General features: G+C 33.1%; 13 protein-coding genes, 1 pseudogene and 1 other annotated feature. Of the genes and pseudogenes, 4 read left to right on the top strand and 10 right to left on the bottom strand.

From position 1 onward, the window contains the following. Positions 1–9 precede the first annotated feature (9 nt). The 3 genes from ACREVX_RS07695 to ACREVX_RS07685 form a co-directional block, all read right to left on the bottom strand. Positions 10–3,438, bottom strand: coding sequence for a pyruvate carboxylase (locus ACREVX_RS07695; RefSeq protein ID WP_431543588.1), 3,429 nt, complete (start codon positions 3,436–3,438; stop codon positions 10–12). Between the two features lie 160 nt (positions 3,439–3,598). After that, positions 3,599–4,630 carry a threonine aldolase family protein gene (locus ACREVX_RS07690; RefSeq protein WP_431543587.1) on the bottom strand — a complete coding sequence of 344 codons (1,032 nt, stop codon included), beginning with the start codon at positions 4,628–4,630 and terminating at the stop codon, positions 3,599–3,601. 55 nt (positions 4,631–4,685) lie between these two features. Next, the gene (locus ACREVX_RS07685; RefSeq protein WP_431543586.1) at positions 4,686–6,386 is read right to left on the bottom strand and encodes an ABC-ATPase domain-containing protein; all 1,701 of its coding nucleotides are present in this window, start codon (positions 6,384–6,386) and stop codon (positions 4,686–4,688) included. Between the two features lie 415 nt (positions 6,387–6,801). Here ACREVX_RS07685 and ACREVX_RS07680 point away from each other — a divergent pair, with 415 nt between their 5' ends. The 3 genes from ACREVX_RS07680 to ACREVX_RS07670 all read left to right on the top strand — a co-directional run bounded on the left by ACREVX_RS07680 (position 6,802) and on the right by ACREVX_RS07670 (position 13,742). Next, positions 6,802–7,518 carry an SGNH/GDSL hydrolase family protein gene (locus ACREVX_RS07680; RefSeq protein WP_431543585.1) on the top strand — a complete coding sequence of 239 codons (717 nt, stop codon included), beginning with the start codon at positions 6,802–6,804 and terminating at the stop codon, positions 7,516–7,518. A 244-nt stretch (positions 7,519–7,762) separates the two neighbouring features. Next, positions 7,763–12,283, top strand: a complete 4,521-nt coding sequence (gene gltB / locus ACREVX_RS07675) for a glutamate synthase large subunit (protein ID WP_431543584.1) — start codon at positions 7,763–7,765, stop codon at positions 12,281–12,283. A 22-nt stretch (positions 12,284–12,305) separates the two neighbouring features. Continuing rightward, positions 12,306–13,742, top strand: a complete 1,437-nt coding sequence (locus ACREVX_RS07670; protein WP_431543583.1) for a glutamate synthase subunit beta — start codon at positions 12,306–12,308, stop codon at positions 13,740–13,742. A 111-nt stretch (positions 13,743–13,853) separates the two neighbouring features. Here ACREVX_RS07670 and ACREVX_RS07665 read toward each other — a convergent pair whose 3' ends face one another. The 6 genes and pseudogenes from ACREVX_RS07665 to ACREVX_RS07640 form a co-directional block, all read right to left on the bottom strand. Then, on the bottom strand, positions 13,854–15,878 hold the full coding sequence (locus tag ACREVX_RS07665; protein ID WP_431543582.1) for an alpha-amylase family glycosyl hydrolase: 2,025 nt from the start codon (positions 15,876–15,878) through the stop codon (positions 13,854–13,856). Positions 15,879–16,323: 445 nt separating this feature from the next. Next, complete coding sequence (locus ACREVX_RS07660) at positions 16,324–17,235, bottom strand: PLP-dependent cysteine synthase family protein (protein ID WP_431543581.1); 912 nt, start codon at positions 17,233–17,235, stop codon at positions 16,324–16,326. Next, on the bottom strand, positions 17,219–17,671 hold the full coding sequence (locus ACREVX_RS07655) for an S-ribosylhomocysteine lyase (RefSeq protein ID WP_431543580.1): 453 nt from the start codon (positions 17,669–17,671) through the stop codon (positions 17,219–17,221). Before ACREVX_RS07655 ends, ACREVX_RS07660 begins: the two co-directional genes overlap by 17 nt. Continuing rightward, positions 17,664–18,314, bottom strand: a pseudogene (locus ACREVX_RS07650) (trans-sulfuration enzyme family protein); the annotation flags it as partial. The gene ACREVX_RS07655 and the pseudogene ACREVX_RS07650, both read right to left, overlap by 8 nt. Positions 18,315–18,394: 80 nt before the next feature. Then, entirely contained in the window at positions 18,395–19,039 is a 645-nt protein-coding gene (locus ACREVX_RS07645; protein WP_431543579.1) for a class I SAM-dependent methyltransferase, read from the bottom strand. 50 nt (positions 19,040–19,089) lie between these two features. Then, positions 19,090–19,321, bottom strand: a binding site (T-box leader). A 186-nt stretch (positions 19,322–19,507) separates the two neighbouring features. Next, positions 19,508–20,674 carry an amidohydrolase gene (locus tag ACREVX_RS07640; protein WP_431543578.1) on the bottom strand — a complete coding sequence of 389 codons (1,167 nt, stop codon included), beginning with the start codon at positions 20,672–20,674 and terminating at the stop codon, positions 19,508–19,510. A 604-nt stretch (positions 20,675–21,278) separates the two neighbouring features. On the opposite strand from ACREVX_RS07640, the gene gdhA reads away from it, so the two are divergent. Continuing rightward, the gene (gdhA, locus tag ACREVX_RS07635; protein WP_431543577.1) at positions 21,279–22,616 is read left to right on the top strand and encodes an NADP-specific glutamate dehydrogenase; all 1,338 of its coding nucleotides are present in this window, start codon (positions 21,279–21,281) and stop codon (positions 22,614–22,616) included. 110 nt (positions 22,617–22,726) lie between these two features. On the opposite strand, the gene ACREVX_RS07630 is transcribed toward gdhA, so the two are convergent. Continuing rightward, positions 22,727–24,370 carry an ammonium transporter gene (locus ACREVX_RS07630; RefSeq protein WP_431543576.1) on the bottom strand — a complete coding sequence of 548 codons (1,644 nt, stop codon included), beginning with the start codon at positions 24,368–24,370 and terminating at the stop codon, positions 22,727–22,729. Positions 24,371–24,854: the final 484 nt, after the last annotated feature.

Raw genomic sequence — 24,854 nt, 5'->3', positions numbered from 1 at the left:
TTTACATTTCTATTTTAAATTTAGTAGTAGTTCTCCTGCCTTTACCTGTTGACCTTCCTTAACCTTAATTGACTCGACTTTGCCCATTACTGAAGCTATAACCCTAGTTTCCATTTTCATAGCCTCAACTACCATTATTGGTTGATTTTCAGTTATCGAATCGCCTTCTGCTACAAGGATAGATATAACAGTTCCGGGAATTGGCGATCCTACCTCTAAAGGATTTGACTGATCGGCCATTTCTGATGCTTGGTAATCTTGAGCAACTTTATTATTTTTGTCTTTTATTTTTATTTCGCGTCTATTTCCATCAACCTCAAAAATAAGAACTTTGTTACCTTCTAAATCCAATTTACTTATGTGTAGCAACTTTATCATATGTGTTTTTCCATCAGCAATTTCAACTTCGCAGGTTTCACCCTCGTTAAGCCCGTGGAAAAAGATATCACTACCTATTCTACTTAAATCTCCAAATTCTTTTTTATATTTTATATAGCCATCAAATACCTCAGGGTATAATGAATAACTTAGTATATCTTTTTTATTTGGTACAATATCAAAGTTATCTTTTAAATGTTTTTCAACCTTTGCCAAATCCTCATCTGGCAGTAATTCTCCAGCTCTACATGTAATTGGATCTTCGCCCTTTAATACTAGTTTCTGAAGCCTTTGTGGGAATCCACCCATTGGTTGACCCATCATTCCTTTAAAATATGCCACAACGGAATCTGGGAAAGACATCTTAACTCCTTTTTCATATATATTTTCTGGTGTAAGGTCATTTTGAACCATAAATATTGCAAAATCCCCAACCATTTTAGATGATGGCGTTACCTTTACAATATCTCCTACCATATCATTTACTTCTTTGTACATTTCTTTAATTTCATTGAATTTATGCCCAAGACCAAAACTCTCAACTTGTGGTTTAAGATTAGAGTATTGACCTCCTGGAATTTCATACCTATAAATTTCAGCAGAACCAGAATTAAGATCTGATTTAAATTGATCATAAACTGGTCTTACAGCATCCCAATAATCTGAAATCCCTTGAATTCCTTTGAGGTCTATACCAGTATCTCTGTCAGTATTCTCAAGTGCTGCAACTACTGAGTTTAAAGCTGGCTGACTTGTTAGACCTGACATACTGTTAAACGCAGTATCTACTATGTCAACGCCTGCCTGCGCTGCCATAAGTACAGTAGCTACACCATTTCCTGTTGTATCATGAGTATGAAGATGGATAGGCATTCCTACTTCTTGCTTTAAAGCACTAATCAACTTAAATGCAGCATGAGGTTTAAGCAGTGCTGACATATCCTTTATTCCTAATATATGAGCTCCTGTTTTTTCAATTTCTTTTGCCAGTTTTATATAATAATCTAAATTATATTTATCTTTTTTATCATTTAATATATCACCCGTATAACATATGCAAGCTTCTGCAACCTTACCACTTTTAATAACCTCTTCAATTGAAATTTCCATTCCCTTTAGCCAATTTAGAGAATCAAAAATTCTAAAAACATCAATACCTGTATCTGCAGATTCTTTAATAAATTCACGAATTATATTATCTGGATAATTTTTATATCCTACTGCATTTGCTCCACGAATTAACATTTGGAAAAGTACATTAGGAATTTTCTTTCTTAGTTGTGTTAGTCTTTCCCACGGAGATTCATTAAGATACCTATATGCTACATCAAAAGTAGCACCTCCCCACATTTCAAGGGAAAACAAATCAGCTCCATAAACAGAGGTAGCACTTGCTATCTTTAACATATCCTTCGTTCTTACCCTAGTTGCCATTAAAGATTGGTGAGCATCTCTCATTGTGGTATCCGTTAGTAATAATTTATTTTGACCTTTAATCCATTTTAACAGGCCTTCTGTCCCCTGCATATCTAAAATCTGTTTTGTGCCACTAAGTTTACCTGGAATTATAATTTTAGGAACTACCGGAACATCATAAAGTTTTTTGACGCCAGTGTTTTCATTTACCATTTTTTCACCAATAAATTTTAGAACTTTACTTTCTTCATCTTTCTGAGGTGTAATCGATATTAATTCAGGATTTTCTTCAATAAAACTTGTATTACATTCACCCTTTAAAAAAGTAGGATGATTCAATACATTAATTAAAAACCCTATATTAGTTTTTACTCCTGTAATTCTAGTTTCTTCAACAGCTCTTATACACTTCTTTACAGCATCCTTAAAAGTTCTAGAACATGATATGGTTTTTACTAAAAGACTATCATAGTAGGGGCTTATTACTGCTCCTGCAAAACCATTACCACCATCAAGTCTTATACCAAAACCAGATCCTGTTCTATATTCTTCTATTTTACCAGTATCTGGTGCGAAATTATTAGAAGGGTCCTCTGTTGTTATACGGCACTGAATAGAAAAGCCATTAACTTTAACATCATCTTGGGAATTAATTCCTATTTCAGGTGAATTTAATGCGTAATCTTCTGCTATAAGTATTTGACTTTGCACTATATCAATGCCTGTTACCATTTCTGTAACAGTATGTTCAACTTGAATTCTAGGGTTCATTTCTATAAAATAATGATTTCCCTTAGTATCTACTAAGAACTCTAATGTTCCAGCACTTCTATAATTTACAGATTTCGCTATTTTTAGTGCATCGTTACAAATTTTATTTCTTATTTCTTCTGATATTGAAAACGCAGGAGTATATTCTACAACCTTCTGATGCCTTCTTTGAATAGAACAATCTCGCTCATGCAGATGAACAATATTTCCAAACTTGTCTCCAAGAACCTGTACCTCTATATGTTTAGATTTTTCAAGGTATTTTTCTATATAAAGATGGTCTATCCCAAAAGCTTTCTTTGCTTCACTTTTAGCACTAATATATGAAGATGCTAATTCACTTGCCTCTCTTACAATTCGCATACCACGTCCACCGCCACCAGCAACTGCCTTTAGCATAACAGGATATCCGCATTTGCGTGCAAGTTCTTTTGCCTCATCAATTGTTTCAACTTCTTTTTTATCTCCAGGTATTGTAGGAACTCCCACTGCATTAGCTACAATTTTAGATTTAATTTTGTCTCCAAGGCTATCCATCATAGCAGCTGTTGGTCCAATAAATTCAATACCAGCTCTCGCACATTTTTTTGCAAATTCAGGATTTTCTGATAAAAAGCCGTATCCAGGATGAATAGCATCTACACCTTTTTTAAGTGCAATACTTATTATTTCCTCGATATTTAGGTAAGCTTCAACAGGGCTTCTGTTTTTTCCAATTAAATAAGCCTCATCTGCTTTTGTCTTAAACAATGAATACTTATCCTCATTGGAATAAATCGCAACTGTACGAATTCCAAGTTCATTACAAGCTCTAAAAACTCTTATGGCAATTTCGCCTCTGTTTGCTACTAATACTCTTTTAAATTTTTTCACGTTTGTTACCCCCTCATATAGCCTTTTATCCCTACTCCATAATTTAAATCATTTTACTATTCATTAATCATTATTGATTAGAATACAGGATGTTGAGGAAAAATGCAATGAAATTTATATGGCATTACATTTTTTTTACGATTGATATAACCCAATAATATTATATTCTTTCTATTCTTCTTAAATCATCGACAAACATCCTAACATAATTTTCCTTTGTTGCCCATGATGTTACTAGCCGAATAGCAGAATTATCCTCATCTACTTTTTGCCATATAAAAAACGAATACTTTTCTTCAAGTCTCTCAATTGTTTTATTATTCAATATAGGAAATATTTGATTTGTTGATGAATTTATTAAAAAACCATTCCCACAATCACTAATTCCTATTTTTAAGATTTCTGCCATATCATTCGCATGTTTTGCAAGTTCAAAGTAAATGTCATCCTTGAATAACTCCAAAAACTGTATGCCAATTAACCTTCCCTTTGCAAGCAATCCACCCTTTTGTTTAATGTGATACCTGAAATCTTCCTTAAGAGAATCTTTGCAAATAACAAGAGCTTCTCCTAATAATGCACCATTTTTAGTTCCACCTATGTAAAAAGCATCAGTGAGGTTTGGCAAATCTGAAAGTTCTATATCATTCGCTTTTGAGCATAAAGCTGATCCAAGTCTCGCTCCATCCATATATAAAATTATATTGTTTTTTTTGCAGAAATCACTTAGATCTTTTAATTCTTCTTTCTTATATACAGTCCCTATTTCTGTTGGATTTGATATATAAACCATCTTTGGTTTTACCATATGCTCATCAGTGTGTTCATCTATCGCCATTTTTATATATATAGGATTAAGTTTTCCATCTTCCACTTGAATGGAAATGACTTTATGACCAGTTGCCTCTATTGCTCCAGTTTCGTGAACTAATACATGGCCTGTATTTGCTGAAATAATAGCTTCATGTGGTCTTAAAAAAGCTGAAATAGCTGTTAGGTTTGTTTGAGTTCCACCACAAAACATATGAATATCAACATCCTTGCATTTTAATTTATCCTTTAGTAATTTAATAGCATCTATAGAATACCTATCTTCCCCATACCCATCTGTCTGCTCCATATTTGATTCTATCAAAGCATTCAGTATGTTTGGATGAGCTCCCTCACCGTAATCATTTTTAAAACTGTACATTTGTTTTTTCCCCTTTCGGCATCTCTATTATTTAAAATCACTGTATTTAAAAATCTTATATCTTTAAGTTCCTATATCTATTATATGTGGCCATCACTTCTTGTCTTCTAGGCATAGCCAAGTTACCACTTCCACCTTTTAAATTGTCCATGGATATTAACCCATCCTTGTCTATTTTACAAATTATATTATTAAGCATTTCTTCAAAGCATAATCCCTTACTCATAATATTAACTTCTGCCCATTTCATAATTAGACCTATTGCATTTACTTGTTCATTATCTACTATCTGCTCTACACCCCTTAAATCTATATCCTCTCGATTTATACTTAATGTATTTAATCCCATTGATTTTATTTTAATACCTTTATCACCTGCAATAATTGTACCCGATTTTACTTTTCTTTTAAATTTAATATCTATTTTTAAATTTCGTGCGTTAACTCTTTTTGTAATATTACCAATGCTTAAATTTTTAGCCTCTTTTGTAACATCAATTGCCATATAATTATCTAACTGCAGCACATAATCCGCTATATCAAAAAAATCTCCTGAGCTTCCTACAACCATTATTGTTGAAATGCCCATTTGCTCATATATTGGCCTTACTACCTCAATAAATGGTGTTATTGGTTCCTTTTCTTTAGATACTAATTTTTGCATAAGGTCATCTCTCATCATAAAATTTGTAGCTGAAGTATCTTCATCTATTAAAAGCAGCTTAGACCCACTTTCTATGCCTTCCATAATATTTGCAGCTTGTGATGTGCTCCCACTTGCGTTTTGAGTAGAAAATTCTTCTGTGTCTTGACCATTAGGTAAGTTATCAATAAATAGTGAGATATCTGTTTTAGTTATAGATCTACTATCTTCTGCCCTTACTTTTAAGGATGACCCATCTGTTATAACTAGTTCGCGTCCATCCCCTTCAATATGATTATATACTCCAAGTTCTAGAGCTTTGAGTAGCGTAGATTTACCGTGATATCCTCCACCTACAATAAGCGTTATGCCTTTTTTAATACCCATGCCACGAATTATTCCTAGGTTCTTTGTATTAAACTCTACTTCTAATTCCTTTGGTGATTGAAAAGCCTTACCTTCACTTAACGCTTTTGTAGATATGCCACTTTGCCTTGGCAACATTGATCCATTAGCCACAAAAGCTACTAGTCCACGCCCTGCTAGATTGTTTCTTATATCTTCCTGATCTTCTACAAGCAAAACCCTACTCGTTAATTTTTTTATATTAATATTCTCATAGATTAAGGTCTTATTTATTATTATAGGCAACACGTTGTATAAAATTTTTATAAGTTCTTTTGATAAAACACTTCTTCCTCTTGCTGGAAATCCAACATAAAATCTAGCTTCTATTTTATCCTCATCTATAATTATCGAAGTTCTATCCAATATCTCCTGTGGACATTTGCTTATAGCTATTAATCCACTTTTACCCGAACCAAAAACCTTTTGAGAGAATTTATTGATATTCGAATAAAATTCTCTTGTTAAATAATCTGCAACTGCTATGCTCTTATTTTTATTATTAAAAATATCCTTTGGAAATTTGGCAACTTTTTGATCCACTATTACTCTAATCCTTGATGGAGATGCAAATGGGTCCCCTTGAACATGGTCTATGCTAAGGGCAAAACTCTCAAAATCATATTCTCCCTCTAACTCCTTATATGCCCTATAACTTTTACCATCGATTCTATCTATTTCTTTTTTTAACATTTGTGAACTTTTCATTGTAACTCCCCTTTTATGACAATACATAATTAAATCATCTCCTACGGAGCTGAAATATTAATTTAACCTACTTTAAATGTTATAATAAATATTACTCTTATACAAGCATAAAGTCTCAAAATTATTAAATCAAAGTTATATATTAATTATAATGCCTGTGTTTATCAAACTATTTTAAAAATAATTGCTTATCGTACTAATAAATCAACAATAAATACATAATAATGATATTTTATGAAGACATTATTTAAAAGGTTAATTTATTGTTTGTAATTTAATTACAATACAATCCTTAGAAAATATCGGCATAGTACGTAGTTTTTATAACTATGTATTGTAATGTTTATATTTATATGATATATTATTAATATACAATAAATTAATTAACCAATAATTTTATTTGTGGAGGTATATTATGGAAACAAAAGATAATTACACTATAGTAGCATATGGCGATTCTATTACTAGAGGTATTATTTATGATGATGAACGATCTAAGTATTCAATTTTAAAAGAAAACTTTACAAGTATTATTGAGGATAAAATAAAAGGACCTGTATATAATGCTGGTAAATTTGGTAGCACCATTATAAGAGGAGCACGCAAGATGTACAATGATGTAATTAAAAAATCTCCTGATATGGTTTTAGTAGAATTTGGTGGTAATGATTGTGATTATAATTGGGGAGATATTGCCAAAAATCCTAACATGGAATACAAACCAAATACTGATATTCTTACTTTTCGTGAAACACTACTTACAATGATAGATACATTGAAAACTAATCACATACTTCCCGTGCTTATGACTCTACCTCCTCTTGATCCTTTAAAATATTTTAAGTGGATAGCAAAGGAAGATCCAAGTAACGAGAAAAATATTTTGCAGTGGTTAGGTTCAAAAGATAGACTTTTTACCTGGCACAATTCATATAGTAAAATGATTACCGAGGTAGCTAATGAAACTGGCACAACACTAATAGATGTACGTTCAGAGTTTTTAAAATACACTGATTACAGTAAATTTTTATGTACTGATGGGATACACCCAAATATAGAAGGCCAATCATTAATAGCATCTGTTATATTAAACTCTATAAAAGAAAATTTTAATTTTTTATTAGAAAATTAAAAGAATAAATCACGAGTATAGTCCTTACTTTAAAATACCTATACGCCGCCTAAAATACAATTTATAAGTATTAGAGACTTGAAATTAATTTTCAGTCTCTTTTTTTCTACTCAAAAGTATGAAAACATTTTATTCATACTGCGTAAATTTGTAAATTTGAATTATATGAAAATGAAACTTGCATATTTCAAAAATCGTGGTACAATTTAAATAATCATTTATATAATTAAAAGGGGGTAATATTGTGAATAATAGCATTGGTTATCCTGAAAAGCAAGGATTGTACGATCCTGCCTTTGAAAAAGATAATTGTGGTGTTGGCTTTATAGCGAATATAAGAGGTGAAAAAACCAACAGCATTATAAAAAAAGGATTAAAGGTTCTCGTGAACTTAACCCATAGAGGTGCAGTTGGAGCAGATCCTAAAACTGGAGACGGTGCCGGTATTCTGGTACAAATTCCTGATGAATTTTTTAGGATTAGTTGCGATAATTTAGGTCTAGAACTTCCAATGACGGGAAAATATGCAGTTGGAATGATTTTCCTTCCAAAAGAACCAGCATTAAGGTTTCAATGTGAAGGCATAATCGAAAGAATTGCTGAAGAAGAAGGTCAGAAAATATTAGGCTGGAGATCCGTTCCAACTGATAATAGAAATATTGGTGATACAGCAAAAGGAACAGAACCAATTATAAGACAACTGTTTATAGGTTCAACTTTTAAAGATGTTGATCTTACTGAAGACGAACTTCAAGAAGATTTTGAAAGAAGACTTTATGTTATAAGGAAAAGAGCAGAAATAGAAGTAGTAAAGCTGGTTGATAGAAACACAGAATACTTCTACATCTGCAGTCTTTCTAGCAGAACAATTGTTTACAAAGGACTTTTACTTGCAGAGCAGATAAAAGGCTTTTATGTTGATTTACAAGATATTAATTTTAAGAGTGCTCTTTGCCTTGTTCATCAAAGATATAGTACAAATACATTTCCAACTTGGGATTTAGCACAACCCTTTAGATATTTGGCTCACAACGGTGAAATAAATACAATCCGCGGAAATAGGAACTGGATGAATGCTCGCGAAGGAGTTCTAAAGTCTAAAGTATATGGAAAAAATCTAAAAAAATTATTTCCTATAATTAGCCCTAATGGTAGTGACTCAGCATCGCTTGACAACATATTAGAACTTTTAAAAATGGATGGAAGGTCTCTTCCTCATAGCATGATGATGTTAATTCCTGAAGTTTGGACGTCAAACAATTATATGGAAGATTATAAAAAAGCTTTTTATGAGTACCATGGATCATTAATCGAACCTTGGGATGGACCTGCTGTTGTAGCATTTACTGATGGTATTAGAATAGGTGCAACCCTGGATAGAAATGGACTAAGGCCTGCAAGATATGTAATAACAAAGGACGGATTTGTTGTCCTTGCGTCTGAAGCGGGTGTACTACAATTTAAGCCAGAAAATATCGAAAAAAAGGGGAAACTTCAACCAGGAAAAATGTTTTTAATTGATACAAATGAGGGAAGAATAATTACAGACGAAGAGGTTAAAAAGAAAATCTGTACAGATAAGCCTTATGGTGAAATGATTTTAAAAAATAAACTTTACCTAGATGATTTTGATGCAGTAATTGACGAGATTAAAATAGATAAATATATTCTAAAAGAAAGACAACAAGCCTTTGGGTATACACTAGAAGATTTAAAAATCATTTTAGCTCCTATGGCAAAAGATGGGAAAGAACCAATTGGTTCTATGGGAAATGATACTCCACTGGCTGTATTATCAAATGAGCCTCAGCTTTTATTTGCTTACTTTAAGCAACTTTTTGCACAGGTTACTAATCCCCCAATAGATTCAATTAGAGAAAAAATGGTAATGTCCTTAATGAACTATCTAGGCTCTCAAAATAATGTTTTAAACCAAGATCTTAATGATAATCCATTTATAGAAATAAATAGGCCCATACTTACTAATTTAGAACTAGCTAAGATTAAAAGTTTAAAAGATAATGCCTTTAAAACTACTACAATCCCTATAACATTTAAAGCAGATACTGGAATTGAAGGTTTTAAAGATGCTATCGATAAGTTATGTGCTCGTGCATCTGCAAGAATTAAAGAAGGTTACAATATCATTGTTCTTAGTGATAAGTCTGTAGATTCTTATGATGCTGCAATCCCAAGTTTACTTGCGTTATCTGCTGTTCAACAACATTTAACTAGGGAGAAGACAAGAACTTCCGTTTCTATTATAGTAGAAACCGGAGAAGCAAGAGAAACCATGCATTTCGCCTTATTAATTGGTTATGGCGCAACAGGGGTTAATCCCTATCTTGCTTTAAAATCCATTGATAATATTATTAACGAGGGTGATATAGCAAATATTTCTGTAGAAAAAGCTCATGAAAACTATATACACGCAATATCCCAAGGACTCCTTAAAATATTATCTAAAATGGGAATTTCAACTATACAAAGTTATCATGGAGCACAAATTTTTGATGCAGTTGGACTAAGTTCCGATCTACTAAAAAAACATTTTGGTGGTACTCCTTCAAGAATTGGTGGAATAGGTTTAGATGCACTTGCAAAAGAAGTATTAATTAGACATAAAAATGCTTTTAACAAGTTAAGAAAACCAATATCTGAGCTTGAAGTTGGTGGTAAGTATTCTTGGAGAAAAGATGGTGAATACCATTTATTTAACCCAGATACAATTTTTAAACTTCAAGTTGCTGCAAGGACAAATGATTATAAGTTATATAAAGAATATTCAAAAATTATAAATGATCAAGATAAACACTTATGTACAATTAGAGGATTGTTTGAACTTAATTATGGAAATGAAATTCCAATAGAAAAAGTTGAACCAATTAGCGAAATTGTAAAAAGATTCTGCTCTGGCGCTATGTCCTATGGTTCTATTAGTAAGGAAGCTCACGAAACTATGGCTATAGCAATGAATAGACTTGGTGGGAAAAGCAACACTGGTGAAGGTGGAGAAGACGCCGATAGATTTAAGGTTGATGAAAATGGTGATTTAAGAAGAAGTGCAATTAAACAAATAGCTTCCGGTAGATTCGGAGTTACTACTGAATATCTTGTAAATGCGGATGAATTACAAATAAAAATAGCACAAGGAGCAAAACCTGGAGAAGGCGGACAACTTCCAGGCAAAAAAGTTAATGAAACTATTGCAAGGCTAAGACATTCAACCCCTGGTATTGATTTAATATCACCACCACCACATCACGATATATATTCTATTGAAGATTTAGCTCAACTTATTCACGATTTAAAGAGTGTAAATCCTAGAGCGCGAATAAGTACAAAATTAGTTTCAGAATTAGGTGTTGGAACAATAGCCGCCGGTGTTGTTAAAGCACATTCTGATGCTATAGTAATAAGTGGTCATGATGGCGGAACTGGTGCTTCTCCTCTTTCTTCAATAAAGCATGCAGGATTACCTTGGGAACTTGGTCTTGCTGAAACTCAGCAGGTATTGCTTTTGAATAATTTAAGAAGCAGAGTAACAGTTCAAACTGATGGTCAGCTCAAAACAGGTCGAGATGTTGTTATAGCAGCACTTCTTGGTGCAGAAGAATTTGGTTTTGCAACTACAGCTCTTGTAGTACTTGGTTGCACTATGCTAAGAAATTGTCACTTAAATACTTGTGATATGGGAATCGCAACTCAAGACCCAGAACTTCGTAAGAATTTCAAAGGAAAACCTGAATATGTTGTGAATTTCTTTACATTTATTGCAATGGAAATAAGAGAACATATGGCTAAACTTGGTTTTACAACTATAAATGAAATGGTGGGAAGAGTAGATAAAATCAGTCAGAAAAAAGCTATTGCGCATTGGAAAGCAAAAGATTTAGATTTATCTAATATTCTTTATAAACCTGATATGCCTAAAAGAATTAAGCGTTATTGCGTAATTGCTCAGGATCATGGTTTAGATACTTCATTAGATTTTAAACTAATTGAAATGGCAAAAACTTCACTAGAAGAAGGTAAAAAAAGCACTTCTAATTTAGAAATTGAGAACGTTAATCGTTCTGTTGGTGCAATGCTGAGCGGAAGAATTGCTATGAAATATGGTGCTACTGGACTTCCAGATGATACAATAACCATTAATTTTGTTGGAGCAGCCGGTCAAAGTTTTGGAGCATTTGGAGCTAATGGATTAACATTAAAATTAGTTGGAGATGCAAATGACTATGTTGGTAAAGGCTTGTCAGGTGCTAAAATAATTGTAAAGACACCAGAAAGTTGCACCTTTAAACAAGATGAAAACTTCATCGCAGGTAATACAATTCTTTATGGAGCAACTTCTGGTAAGTTATTCATAAATGGACTAGTAGGTGAACGTTTTGCAGTAAGAAATTCAGGAGCTCAGGCTGTAGTTGAAGGAGTCGGAGACCACGGTTGTGAGTATATGACAGGTGGAATTGTAGTTATTATCGGAAGAATTGGTAGAAACTTTGCAGCCGGCATGAGTGGTGGTATAGCATATGTTATCGATGAAGATGGAATGTTAAAATCAAGATGCAATATGGAAATGATTGAAGTAGAAAAAGTATCCTCAGAACGTGATTCATCAGAGCTTTACTCAATAATAAAACAACATTTTGAGGCAACTAACAGCCATAAAGCTGCAAAAATACTCGATAATTGGGATGAATATAAATTAAAATTCAGAAAAGTAATACCAACCGCATACAAAGCGATATTAGAAGGTAAATAGAATAGATATGGAGGTGTTAAATTTGAGAAAATTGGATGGTTTCAGAGAATTTAAAAGAGAAACTGCAAAAAAGCGCCTTGTAAAGGATAGAATCAAAGACTCTAAAGAATTATTTGTACAGTTCCCTGTAGAAAAACTACGTCAGCAGGGCGCAAGATGCATGGAATGTGGAGTTCCTTTCTGCAACTGGGGTTGTCCTCTGGGAAACCTAATTCCAGATTGGAATGACATGGTCTACAAAGAAAAATGGGAAAAAGCATATAACAGGTTAACTCTTACAAATAACTTTCCAGAGTTTACTGGCAGAATATGCCCCGCACCTTGTGAAGGCTCATGTACATTAGGTGTTAATAGAGATCCAGTTGCAATAAAAGAAATAGAACTAAATATTATCGAAAAAGCATTTAAAGAAGGTTGGACAAAACCACAAGAGCCTAGAGTCAGGACCAGTAAAAAGGTTGCTGTAGTAGGATCTGGTCCAGCGGGTCTTGCGGTAGCTGCTGAACTTAATTCTGTAGGCCATGGTGTAACTGTATTCGAGCGTGACGATGAGATAGGTGGACTTTTAAGATACGGAATACCCGATTTTAAATTGGACAAAAGTATAGTTGAGCGAAGAGTAAACTTTATGGCTAGCGAAGGCGTTAAGTTTGAGACTAATGTAAATGTAGGAGTTAATTATAGCTCGCAGCGTCTTTTATCTGATTTTGATGCAGTGGCTTTAACTGGTGGAAGTACTATTCCTAGAGATTTAAAAGTTGAAGGACGTGAACTTAAGGGTGTACATTTTGCTATGGATTACCTAAAACAACAAAACAGACGAGTTTCAGGTAAAGAAATAGAAGTAGAAGAAATAAATGCTAAAGACAAAGTGGTTTTAGTACTTGGTGGCGGTGATACGGGTTCTGATTGTATTGGAACAGCTATAAGGCAAGGAGCTAAAAGCGTTTATCAATACGAAATTATGCCGAAACCTCCCGTAGATAGAGATGACACAATGCCATGGCCTTCTTACCCTAGGACATTAAAAACTACAACTTCTCATGAAGAAGGTTGTAACCGTGATTGGAATGTTACTACAAGAAAATTAACTGGTGAAAATGGAAGTGTTAATACTCTTCACGGATCTAAAGTTGAATGGAAAAGTAACGGAAAAGGCGGACAACAAATGATTGAAATTCCTGGATCAGAATTTGAACTTAAAGTTGATTTAGTAATACTCGCAATGGGATTTTTACATCCACAACATGAAGGACTTCTTTCGGATTTAGGTTTAGACTATGATAAACGAGGAAATGTTATTGTAGATGACAATTCTATGACTAAATTAAAAGGTGTTTTTGCTGCTGGAGATATGAAAAGAGGTCAATCTCTAGTAGTTTGGGCAATATGTGAAGGTAGATCTGTTACTAAAAATATCGATAAATACTTAATGGGTGAAACTTCATTAAGAGGATAATAAAATTATAATATATAGGAAGGTCCATAAAATATTTTCGCACTTTGCGTAATATCTTATGGACCTTCCCCTTTTTAGTTACTTTATTTTAAATTAAGTTAACTTTCATTATTATATCTTTTTTAGTACTAGAACGGTTCTACTTGGCGTGTTTATTACCACTCCAACTTTGTCTACCTTATGCGTTAATTCTTCAGCATTATAAATATATTCTTGTGAGATTCTACTCTGACCACCAAACATATCTTCATCGCTATTAAACACAACTTTATATTTACCTATTTCATTAGTTGGAAGTTCATATTTTGAAAAAGATACAGATGGATTAAAATTAAACAAAAATACCAACCCACCTTTTCTAAAAGCAAGTAACTGTTGCTCCTCATCAGTCCAAAGGCTTTGCAAGTCATATGACATTAAAACATTATGATTTTTTAATAAAACCAACATTTCTCTATCAAAATTAGATAAATATTCATACTTAAGGTCTTTATTTTCTGCGAGGCTCCATTGCCTTTTTGCATACTTATAACTCCAATTGTTGCCCTCTCTAGGGAAATCAATCCAGTCTGGGTGACCAAATTCGTTCCCCATGAAGTTTAAATAACCCTCACCACCCAAAGTTATGGTAACGAATTTAATAAGTTTATGAAGTTGCATCGCTCTATTTATTATAAAATTATCATCACTTTTAAGCATATGATAATATGTTTCTTTTCCACCTAGTTGTAGCATTAAAGTTTTATCCCCTACAAGTGCCTGATCGTGAGATTCACAGTACCCAATGTTTTTTTCCTCTGGCCTCCTACTTGTTAGTTCATGCCAGATCTGACGCATGCTCCACCTTTCATCTGGTAGCTCTTTTAAAATCTTCACCCAAAGATCTGGTACTCCCATAGATAATCGATAATCAAAACCAATACCACCATAACTTACTGGCAAACACATTCCAGGCATTCCACTCATATCCTCGGCTATTGTTATTGCACCAGGGTTAACTTCCCTTATTAGATCATTAGCAAATTGAAGGTAAGTAATTGCCTCTATATTCGTATCCATGCTAAAGTATTTGCTATAACTTGTAAATGCTACCCCCATTCCATGATGATGATACAGCATTGATGACACACCATCAAACCTGTATCCATCAAAATGATATTCCTCTAGCCAAAACTTAATGTTCGACAAAAGAAAATGAAGAACCTCAGGTTTTGAATAATTAAAAAGCTTTGTATCCCAATCTGGGTGACTCCCTTTAATTCCTGCATTGAAAAATTGATAATCAGTCCCATCAAATTCATTTATTCCCTCAGCTATATTCTTAATAGAATGAGAATGAACTAAATCAAGTAACACTGTTATGCCTCTAATATGGGCAGCATTAATTAATGCCTTAAGATCATCTGGAGTTCCAAACCAAGATGATACAGCAAAAAAATTAGATACTTGATACCCAAAAGATGCATAATAAGGATGTTGCATTACTGCCATAAGCTGGATTGTATTGTACCCTGCATCTGCTATCCTCGGAATCATATTTTCTGTAAATTCATTGAAAGTACCAATACCTTCTTTTTCCTGTGCCATACCCACATGAGCCTCATATATGTACAATGTTTTAGATGAATCAGCGCGGAAGTTGTTATCCTGCCATTTAAAATCAAAATCCGGATGCCAAATTTGCCCTGCAAAATCATGGGTAATAGGATTCTGAACAGTCCTCTTAATATAAAGAGGTATTCTATCTCTTGATACGCCTTTAGCTACTACCCTTACTTTTACGCAGGACATATGTTTTAGTGTTTGCACACCTTCTAAAAAAATCTCCCAATTTCCATTTTCTTTTTTTTGTAATGGATTGGAGTGAGGATTCCAATAATTAAAATCTCCTATTAAATAAAGAGCATCAGCATTGGGCGCCCATTCTCTATAAACCCATCCATCCTCAATTAAATGAAACCCATAAAATAAGTCTCCATTTGCAAAAGACTTAAAACTTTGATTACTGCTAAGTATCTTATTTTTAGATGATGTATAATTCTCCATCCTCAGCTCAATATCACTCTCAAATGGTTTTAGATACGGATCAATTTCGATTATTTTTATATGTTCATTATTATTTTTATTATCATTCATAAAAAATTCCTTTCTGTTCATAATTATTAATAGTAAAATATTTTTATTACTCTTATATTAAATTCGACTATATATTGTAAATTCCTTTGTTTATCTAATAAATATATAAATAAATTAAAAAATCAGTTAAAGTAATTTAACACTTTAACTGATTTTCTGTTATTTCACTAAATGCACTCTAGTACGTTTTCAATATCACCTAATATGTCTTCAATATCCTCAATCCAACACGGATAATTTACAGATACCACCTTACTATGACTACTGTTTATTATATCATACATACTATTATATTAGTAAAAACATGTCAATATTTATTTTGTAATTTTATCTTGAAAAAACTACACTTTCTATAAAAATAATGCAGCAAATAACCCTCTTGCTTCACACAAATTTATATATTTATAATCCCCTATATCTTTTAAAATCCAAAACTCAAGCATGTTTAGCTATAGATGTCTTTACTAAAATACCTTTCTGCTCTATCAGGTAATATTGCAACAATATTACCACAGCTTATAATTTTCGAAATTTTTATTGCAGCTATTAGGGCAGCCCCAGATGAGCTACCTACAAATAATCCCTCTTTTTTAGCAATAAATTTTACCATGTTTTTAGCTTCATAATCAGAAACCTTAATAACACTATCAACTAAATCCATGTTCATAGTGCAAGGCACAAAATTATTTCCTATTCCTTCAATATCATAACAGTGTTCCTCACCACCCCCTATGGTCGATCCATAAGGATCAACTAAAACACCCTTTATATTATCGTTTTTACCCTTCAAATATTTCATAATCCCACTAAAGGTCCCACCACTTCCTGCTCCTGCAATAAAATAGTCAATTTCACCATCTAATGCATCATATATCTCCGGTCCAGTAGTCTCATAATGTGCCTTTGGATTAGCCTCATTTTCAAATTGCATAAGTGAAATAGAATTAGGGATTTCATCCAATATTACTTTTGCCTTTTCAATTGCACCTAACATCCCATCTTTCCTTGGAGTACTAATAATAGTTGCACCTAATGCTATCATTAATGTTATTTTCTCTACAGAGAATTTTTCAGGTACCACAAATATTATATTATATCCTTTGTTTATTGCTGCAAGGGCAACTCCTATTCCAGTATTACCTGCTGTAGCTTCGACAATTGTGTATCCTTCTTTTAATATTCCCCTATCTTCTGCGTCTTTTATCAAATACACTCCGATTCTATCTTTAACACTCCCACCCGGGTTTTCTCCCTCAAGTTTTGCAAATATATTTACACCTTCTTTTATCCCCAAATTGTTTAATTTAATAAGTGGTGTGTTTCCTATATTCTCTAATATACTATTTATATATTTCACTACTAACACCTCTACTTAAAACTAACTGTGCATATTTTTTTGCAGTTTCTAAAGAGTGATCTCTATAATTACCACATTGAATTTCATTCGCTGCTGGTATTGCATCAGACTCTAATACCTTCTTAAGTCCATAGTTTAGCGTCTCAATAACCTTATTTACGCTAACATCATTCCATACAATCATGTAAAACCCAGTTCTACAGCCCATAGGTGATATGTCTATAATACCCTCTAAGACTTCTCTCATATATCCAGCAAGTAAATGTTCTAAAGTATGGATAGCTGTTATGTCCATATATTCAGCATTGGGTTGCATGAACCTTAAATCGAATTTTGTTACTATATCCCCTTTTTCTCCTATCTTAACTTCACACTTTCTCACATACGGCGCCCTCACCTTTGTATGATCTAATGAAAAACTTTCAATTTTAACCATTAAAACCGACCTCCTTAAATGCATTAACTAAATCTTGCTGTATATCGTAAACATCCTCAATACCTACTGATAACCTTACTAAATTATCGCTTATTCCTACCTTATCTCTAAGTTCTTTAGGTATTGCAGCATGAGTCATAGACGCCGGATGACAAATAAGTGATTCAACCCCTCCCAGACTCTCCGCTAATGTTATAAGATTTAATGCTCCTAAAAACTTTTTGTAATCATATTCTTTTTTTATAACAAAGGACACCATTCCGCCAAATCCGGTCGCTTGTGCTTTATGAATAACGTGTGAAGGATGATTAATAAGTCCAGGATAATATACCTTTTCAACTTCTTCTCTCTTTTGTAAAAACTCAGCTATTCTAATAGCATTATCATTATGTCTATCCATTCTAACCCCTAGTGTTTTAATTCCTCTAATTAGAAGAAATGAATCGAAAGGTCCAAGAACCCCTCCGGTTGAATTTTGTATAAAATGAAGTTTTTCTCCTAGCGTTTCATCATTTACTACAACAAGTCCTGCTACAAGGTCACTGTGTCCGCCTAAATATTTGGTACCACTATGGATTACAATATCAGCGCCAAGCGTAATAGGCCTTTGGAAATAAGGTGTCATAAACGTATTATCAACAATAAGTTGACGTTTGATATATTGGGATGTTAACTGCTCCTGTAAGCTTGTCACCATCCACCCCTGCGTGTATTAATAATGAATTAAATTTCATAATCTACTCCCCCTTTATTTGCTACTGCAATAAAAATACCAGTTTGCGTAAATTCTCCTTTACTTGAGTACCCTTTGCATTTTAAATCTGTATTCTCTATGCTAACCGTATTAAACCCAGCCTCAGTTAACCACTCTTTAATCTGGTCATTTGAAAACCCAAGCCATTCATCAAACATTTCTTCCTTTGCCCATTCGCCGTTGTGCTCCTCTACATCAGATATTATTAAAGTTCCATCTTTTTTAATTATTCTAAACATCTCTTCAATCGCACGTTTAGCATCCTTTACATGATGAAGTGCCATATTAATGAATACAACATCAACTGATTCATCAAACAACGCCAAGTTGTCTATTGATGATCTTATTGGATATACATTATTAAATTTTTTAATTTCCATTAGTTTTTTGGTCTCTACTAGCATGTTTACTGATTGATCTATAGAAAAAACAATACTTGCATCTAATGCAAGTGCTAAAGATAAAAATCCAGTGCCACATCCAAGATCTGCCACTACCTTGTCTTTGATACTCACTTTAGATAATACCTTGTACTTTAATCTTTCTTCAAAATACTCACTTCTTATTATATTCCAATTTTTAGCTATTTCGTTGAAATAATCCAATGAGCTCATAATACATCCTCCATTAATTTATTTTTTTACTGCAAAAAGCCCCGTCTCTTTTTAGAGACGAAGCTTTATAAACTCCGCGATCCCACTCTAATTAAATATAGAATCCCTTAAATCCAAGCACAAAATGCTTTATCGCCTTAACGGGCGAACCCGTGGTCCCCTACTATTATTTCGGGTCCATACTCCAAAGGGCACTTCATACATATTTAGGTAGAAGCTTCTCATCACCGCTTCCTCTCTGTACCCTAGCAACATACTACTTTCCTTTTTCATTGTATTTTTTAGTATTCATATCGGATTAGTTATATTTTATTATATGCTCCAATTTATTTTTGTGACCCTAATTTAAGATATTTATACTGTCTATTAATTTTTATATTCACATTATTCTTATGTAAATATAAAAAGTCAGTGAGAATGAATTAACTCATTCTCACTGACTTTCAAAATTTATAAATAATTATAACTTTATTTTTCTGTCAAAATATTTAAAGCACTCTTGGCAAGTTGTGCAAAATAATTAGCACTTGGCAATAGTGCAGCATCATCTACTTTAAACTTCGGATGATGAAGTGAATATGAAACACCTGTACCAATATTCACAAACGCCCCTGGTATTTGCTCTTGGTAATAGGCGAAATCTTCACCAGCTAAGGATGGTGATAATTCCTTAATTTTAAAACCCTGCTCTTTGGCTACATCTATTGCAATAGATGTCCACTGAGCTGTATTATTTGTTGCTGGTGGTCCCTCAAACCATTTAAATTCTGCAGTTGCACCAAATGAGTCAGCTAAGCCATTAATTATTTGTCGCATTTTTTGAGGAATCAACTCTCTTGTTTCAGTGTTAAGTGTTCTCACAGTCCCTTCAATGTAAGCTGAGCTAGGAATTACATTCCATGTATTGCCGCTTTGTATATGTGTAACACTAACAACCACTTGATCAAATGCGCTAACACTTCGACTAACAATTGTTTGTAATGACGTTATTATATGGGCTGCAACAATTATTGGATCTATTCCCTTTTCCGGTGATGATGCATGCGATCCAACTCCCACAATTTCAATTTCAAATCGGTCAACTGCTGCGTACATTGGTCCCTCATTTGTTCCAAGACAACCTACTTCTAGGCCTGGAGCACTGTGCAGTCCAAAAATTGCAGACACATCTTTTAGAGCTCCAGATTCTAAAACTTCTTCTGCACCATGTCCTGTCTCTTCAGATGGTTGAAATACAAAACGTACCGTTCCAACTAATGTTGATTGCTGTTGTTTTAATAAATAAGCTGCACCTAAAATAACGGTTGTATGAAAATCATGACCACAAGCATGCATTTTACCAAAAACTTCTGACTTATAATCCAAATCCGTTTCTTCAATAATAGGTAATGCATCTATGTCCCCTCTAATTGCAATAATTGGGCCTTCTTTAAATCCTTTTACCTCAGCAACTAATCCCGTTTTGAGAGGTAACTCAAGTATACAAATACTAGCCTCATTTAATAGTTTACGCAAAGTCTTTGTGGTGTTAATTTCCTCATTTGACAATTCGGGATGTTTATGAAAATCATGTCGTACTTCTATAAGTTTCTCCTCTAAGTTATTAATGATTTTAAGTAATTGTTCATTCTGCATGTAATTAACCCCTTTTAATTATTTAAAGACATTTCAGCTACGCAGGATATTATTTAACTAACCCTTTAATTTGTTGCTATGCATTTGTTATCTTAATACATACTTTATTTCCCTGGAAATATATTGCTATTGTTTTGGTAACAAATTTCATAGTTTATAAATCTCCTTTCATTATATAACGTATTAAGTTAGAACTTATTAATAAAATTATAACAACAAATATAAGAAAAGTCTTTTATTTTTATTAAAAAAAGCTGTCTCCACAACTAAATCTACAGAAATATCACAAACAACTATTTCTATTTTTATTTTTTTATTCATTTCTAAATAATTATTGTAGTTATTTATGAAACTTGTTTTACATAATATTTCATAAAGATAATATTAAAATAAATTTCCATACTGTACTATATCTAGCACCTTCCTCTGCTTGCTAGATATAAGCAACTTTTATTTTTCTTAAAAAGTTGTAATAAAGTTGTTAAAATGATAAAATATACTAATAGATACATGCAATTTTTATAATATTGCATGTATCTATAACATAACTATCAATTCAATTATATGTTATAGTTATGTTATAGATTTTCAGGAGGTTATAATAATGAGTTTATTATCAAATTTATCCAAACAAGTAATTAAAAAAAATCCAAATGAACCAGAATTTCATCAAGCTGTAAAAGAAATATTAGAATCTTTGGAACCTGTAGCTGTAGCACATCCCGAATGGATGGCTGCTGGAATATTCGAAAGGCTTGTTGAACCAGAAAGACAAATCATGTTTAGAGTTTCCTGGGTAGATGACAATGATGTAGTAAAAGTAAATAGAGGTTTCCGTGTCCAATTCAATAGTGCTATCGGACCTTATAAGGGTGGTTTAAGACTTCATCCTTCAGTTAACCTTAGTATTATTAAATTTCTTGGTTTTGAACAAACATTTAAAAACTCACTAACAGGTCTACCACTCGGTGGCGCTAAAGGCGGAAGTGATTTTGATCCTAAGGGGAAATCCGATAGAGAAATAATGAAATTCTGTCAGAGTTTTATGACTGAACTTTCAAAACATATTGGAGCTGATACTGATGTACCTGCTGGCGATATTGGTGTTGGTGGCCGTGAAATCGGCTATATGTATGGTCAATATAAAAGACTTAGAAATGAATTTACAGGAGTATTAACCGGAAAGGGTCTTCCATATGGCGGCAGTCTTGCGCGAACAGAAGCTACCGGATATGGCATGTGTTATTTCGTTGAAGAAATGCTTAAAGCTACTGGAAATTCTTTCAAAAATAAAACTGTCGTAATTTCAGGTTCAGGAAACGTTGCAATATACGGAGCAGAAAAAGCTATCCAGCTTGGAGCAAATGTAGTTGCGTTAAGCGATTCTAATGGATACATATATGATGCTAATGGAATTAATTTAGATACAATAAAAAAACTAAAGGAAGTAGAAAGAAAAAGAATTAGCGAGTATGTTACATACCACCCTACAGCAGTATATCATGAAGGTTGCACAGGAATTTGGACAATAAAGTGTGATATAGCACTTCCTTGTGCTACTCAAAACGAACTAGATGAAGCTTCTGCAAAAGCTCTTGTATCAAACGGATGTATAGCAGTTGGAGAAGGTGCTAATATGCCTTCCACTCCAGAAGCAATTCAGGTTTTCTTAAAAAGCAAAGTGCTTTTTGGACCTGCTAAAGCAGTTAATGCAGGTGGCGTAGCTACCTCAGCTCTAGAAATGTCACAAAACAGTATGAGATACTCATGGACATTTGAAGAGGTTGATGATAAATTAAAGGCTATAATGTCAGAAATTTATATAAATTCTAGTAATGCAGCAAAAGAATTCGGATTTGAAGGTAATTTGCTTGCAGGTGCTAATATAGCAGGGTTTATTAAAGTAGCAGAGGCTATGTATTCACAAGGAATAGCATATTAATATTATCTATTCATAGTTTTAAGATATATTTTATATAAATAAGAAAAAAAATAAAGAATGGCTAAGAGCCATCCTTTATTTTTTTGTTATTTACAATTTTATAGTCCTATCTATTTTATAGCCTCTTTACCTTCTTCACCTGTTCTAATTTTTATTACCTTATCTACGTTATATACAAAAATCTTACCATCACCTATTTTGCCAGTATATAAAGCCTTTTTAACAGTTTTAATAACTAAGTCTAGTGGCACCTCGGCAATTACTATCTCAACCTTTAACTTAGGAAGTAATTGCATTTCTAATTCAACACCCCTATAAAACTCAGTATTACCCTTTTGCATTCCACATCCCTGAGCATTTATAACAGTCATACCTGTAACTCCTATCTTTTCCATAGCTTCTTTAAATAAATCAAATTTATTTTTATTCATAATTACAACTACTTCTCTAACCTGACCATCTGAAGCTTCATCACTTTTCTCAATACTAACTGGTATTGCTTCAGATACTTCTACACCCTTATCTGCTGTTATTGGCATAAAATCAGCATAAGAGCTTTCTAAACCATGTTCTTCAATATCAAGACCTGCGATTTCTTCTTCTCTAGATACTCTAAGACCGACAGTAGATTTAATTATATTAAACAAAATTGTCATAGTAATGACAACCCAAGCCGCTACAGCCACAACTCCTAATATTTGAACACCTAATAAATGAGCACCGTGTCCATAAAATAAACCACCATCTAATGAAAATAATCCAACTAATATAGTACCTGTAGCACCGCACATTCCATGAACTCCAATAGCGCCAACTGGATCATCAATTTTTAGTTTTTTATCTACAAATTCTATACCAAACACAACTACAAATGCTGCAATAAGTCCTATAAAGAATGCACCAATTGGAGAAACTAAATCACAACCAGCTGTTATTGCAACAAGTCCAGCAAGTGATCCATTAAGTGTCATTGAAACATCTGGTTTCTTGTAACGTAGCCAAGTTATAATCATAACAGCAATAGTAGCTGTTGCTGCCGCTATATTTGTAGTAACAAATATGTTACTCATTGCTAATATAGCATCATCACCAGTAGCAGATAATGTTGAACCTCCGTTAAATCCGAACCAAGCGAACCAAAGAATAAATACTCCTAGTGCTCCAAGCGTTATACTATGTCCTGGAATAGCCTTAGGATTTCCATTTTTATCATATTTCCCAATACGAGCTCCAAGAATTTTTGCTCCTACAAGAGCAGCTACTCCACCGACCATGTGAACTGCTGTAGATCCTGCAAAGTCATGGAAACCTAATTGAGCGAGCCATCCACCACCCCATATCCAATGACCCGAAATAGGATATATAACTGCACTAATTACAGCAGAATATATAAGATAAGATATGAACTTAGTTCTTTCCGCCATTGCTCCAGATACTATAGTAGCAGCTGTTGCGCAAAATACTGTTTGAAAAATTAAAAATGCATAGGTTGGAATAGTTGATGAATAATCACCTCGTACAAATAAGTCTAGCGTGCCAACAATTCCATACTTACTAGCTCCGAACATAAGTCCGAATCCTATAACCCAATACCCAATAGTTCCCAACGCAAAATCCATTAAGTTTTTCATTATAATGTTACCTGCGTTTTTTGCCCTTGTAAATCCCGTCTCTACCATTGCAAATCCTGCTTGCATAAAAAATACTAATGCTGTTGCTAATAGAACCCATATGGTATCTACTGATGAATACATTAAAATCCCCCCTAATAATATGGTATATATTCTACATTATTATTAAATAGATATACACCTTTGTATAATATAATTTCTTTTAAATAATAGCGTTAAAGATTTATAAACTCCTTAACGATTTTACTTATACTATTTATATTATAATAGATTATAAATGTTGTTTTGTCAATACTGCAATTGTTTAAATTTTCGTGTTTTTTATTATTAAAACTAATTTCTTACTAAACGTCTGTGTTAGCCACGTTATGTAATTGTATTCATTATATAAATAAAATTTTTAAAAATAAATTATGACATATGCTTAATAACTAAACACCATTTATTACAAAATCACTAAAAGTATCTTCTTTTGCACACTCACCTTTTACTTTATAATATTTACAAACCAATTTGCAAGAAACATTTCATTTATACGCAGTGTGGCGATAAGAATAATTCAAGTATTATAAATTTGTCAGCGTAATTGCCATATACCCGGCAGCAA

The sequence above is a fragment of the Clostridium sp. genome (assembly GCF_050717545.1).
Classification (GTDB): Bacteria; Bacillota; Clostridia; order Clostridiales; family Clostridiaceae; genus Clostridium_AD.
The sequence above is the reverse complement of the archived record's forward strand: the minus strand, read 5'-3'. Positions and strand labels throughout refer to the sequence as shown.

Excerpts from the sequence above, each read along its gene's own strand:
- ACREVX_RS07630 (WP_431543576.1), bottom strand. The coding sequence starts at position 24,370 with ATGTATTCATCAGTAGATACCATATGGGTTCTATTAGCAACAGCATTA.
- ACREVX_RS07685 (WP_431543586.1), bottom strand. The coding sequence starts at position 6,386 with ATGAAAAGTTCACAAATGTTAAAAAAAGAAATAGATAGAATCGATGGT.
- gdhA (WP_431543577.1), top strand. The coding sequence starts at position 21,279 with ATGAGTTTATTATCAAATTTATCCAAACAAGTAATTAAAAAAAATCCA.
- ACREVX_RS07640 (WP_431543578.1), bottom strand. The coding sequence starts at position 20,674 with ATGCAGAATGAACAATTACTTAAAATCATTAATAACTTAGAGGAGAAA.
- ACREVX_RS07690 (WP_431543587.1), bottom strand. The coding sequence starts at position 4,630 with ATGTACAGTTTTAAAAATGATTACGGTGAGGGAGCTCATCCAAACATA.
- ACREVX_RS07665 (WP_431543582.1), bottom strand. The coding sequence starts at position 15,878 with ATGAATGATAATAAAAATAATAATGAACATATAAAAATAATCGAAATT.
- ACREVX_RS07645 (WP_431543579.1), bottom strand. The coding sequence starts at position 19,039 with ATGAGCTCATTGGATTATTTCAACGAAATAGCTAAAAATTGGAATATA.
- ACREVX_RS07680 (WP_431543585.1), top strand. The coding sequence starts at position 6,802 with ATGGAAACAAAAGATAATTACACTATAGTAGCATATGGCGATTCTATT.
- ACREVX_RS07655 (WP_431543580.1), bottom strand. The coding sequence starts at position 17,671 with ATGGTTAAAATTGAAAGTTTTTCATTAGATCATACAAAGGTGAGGGCG.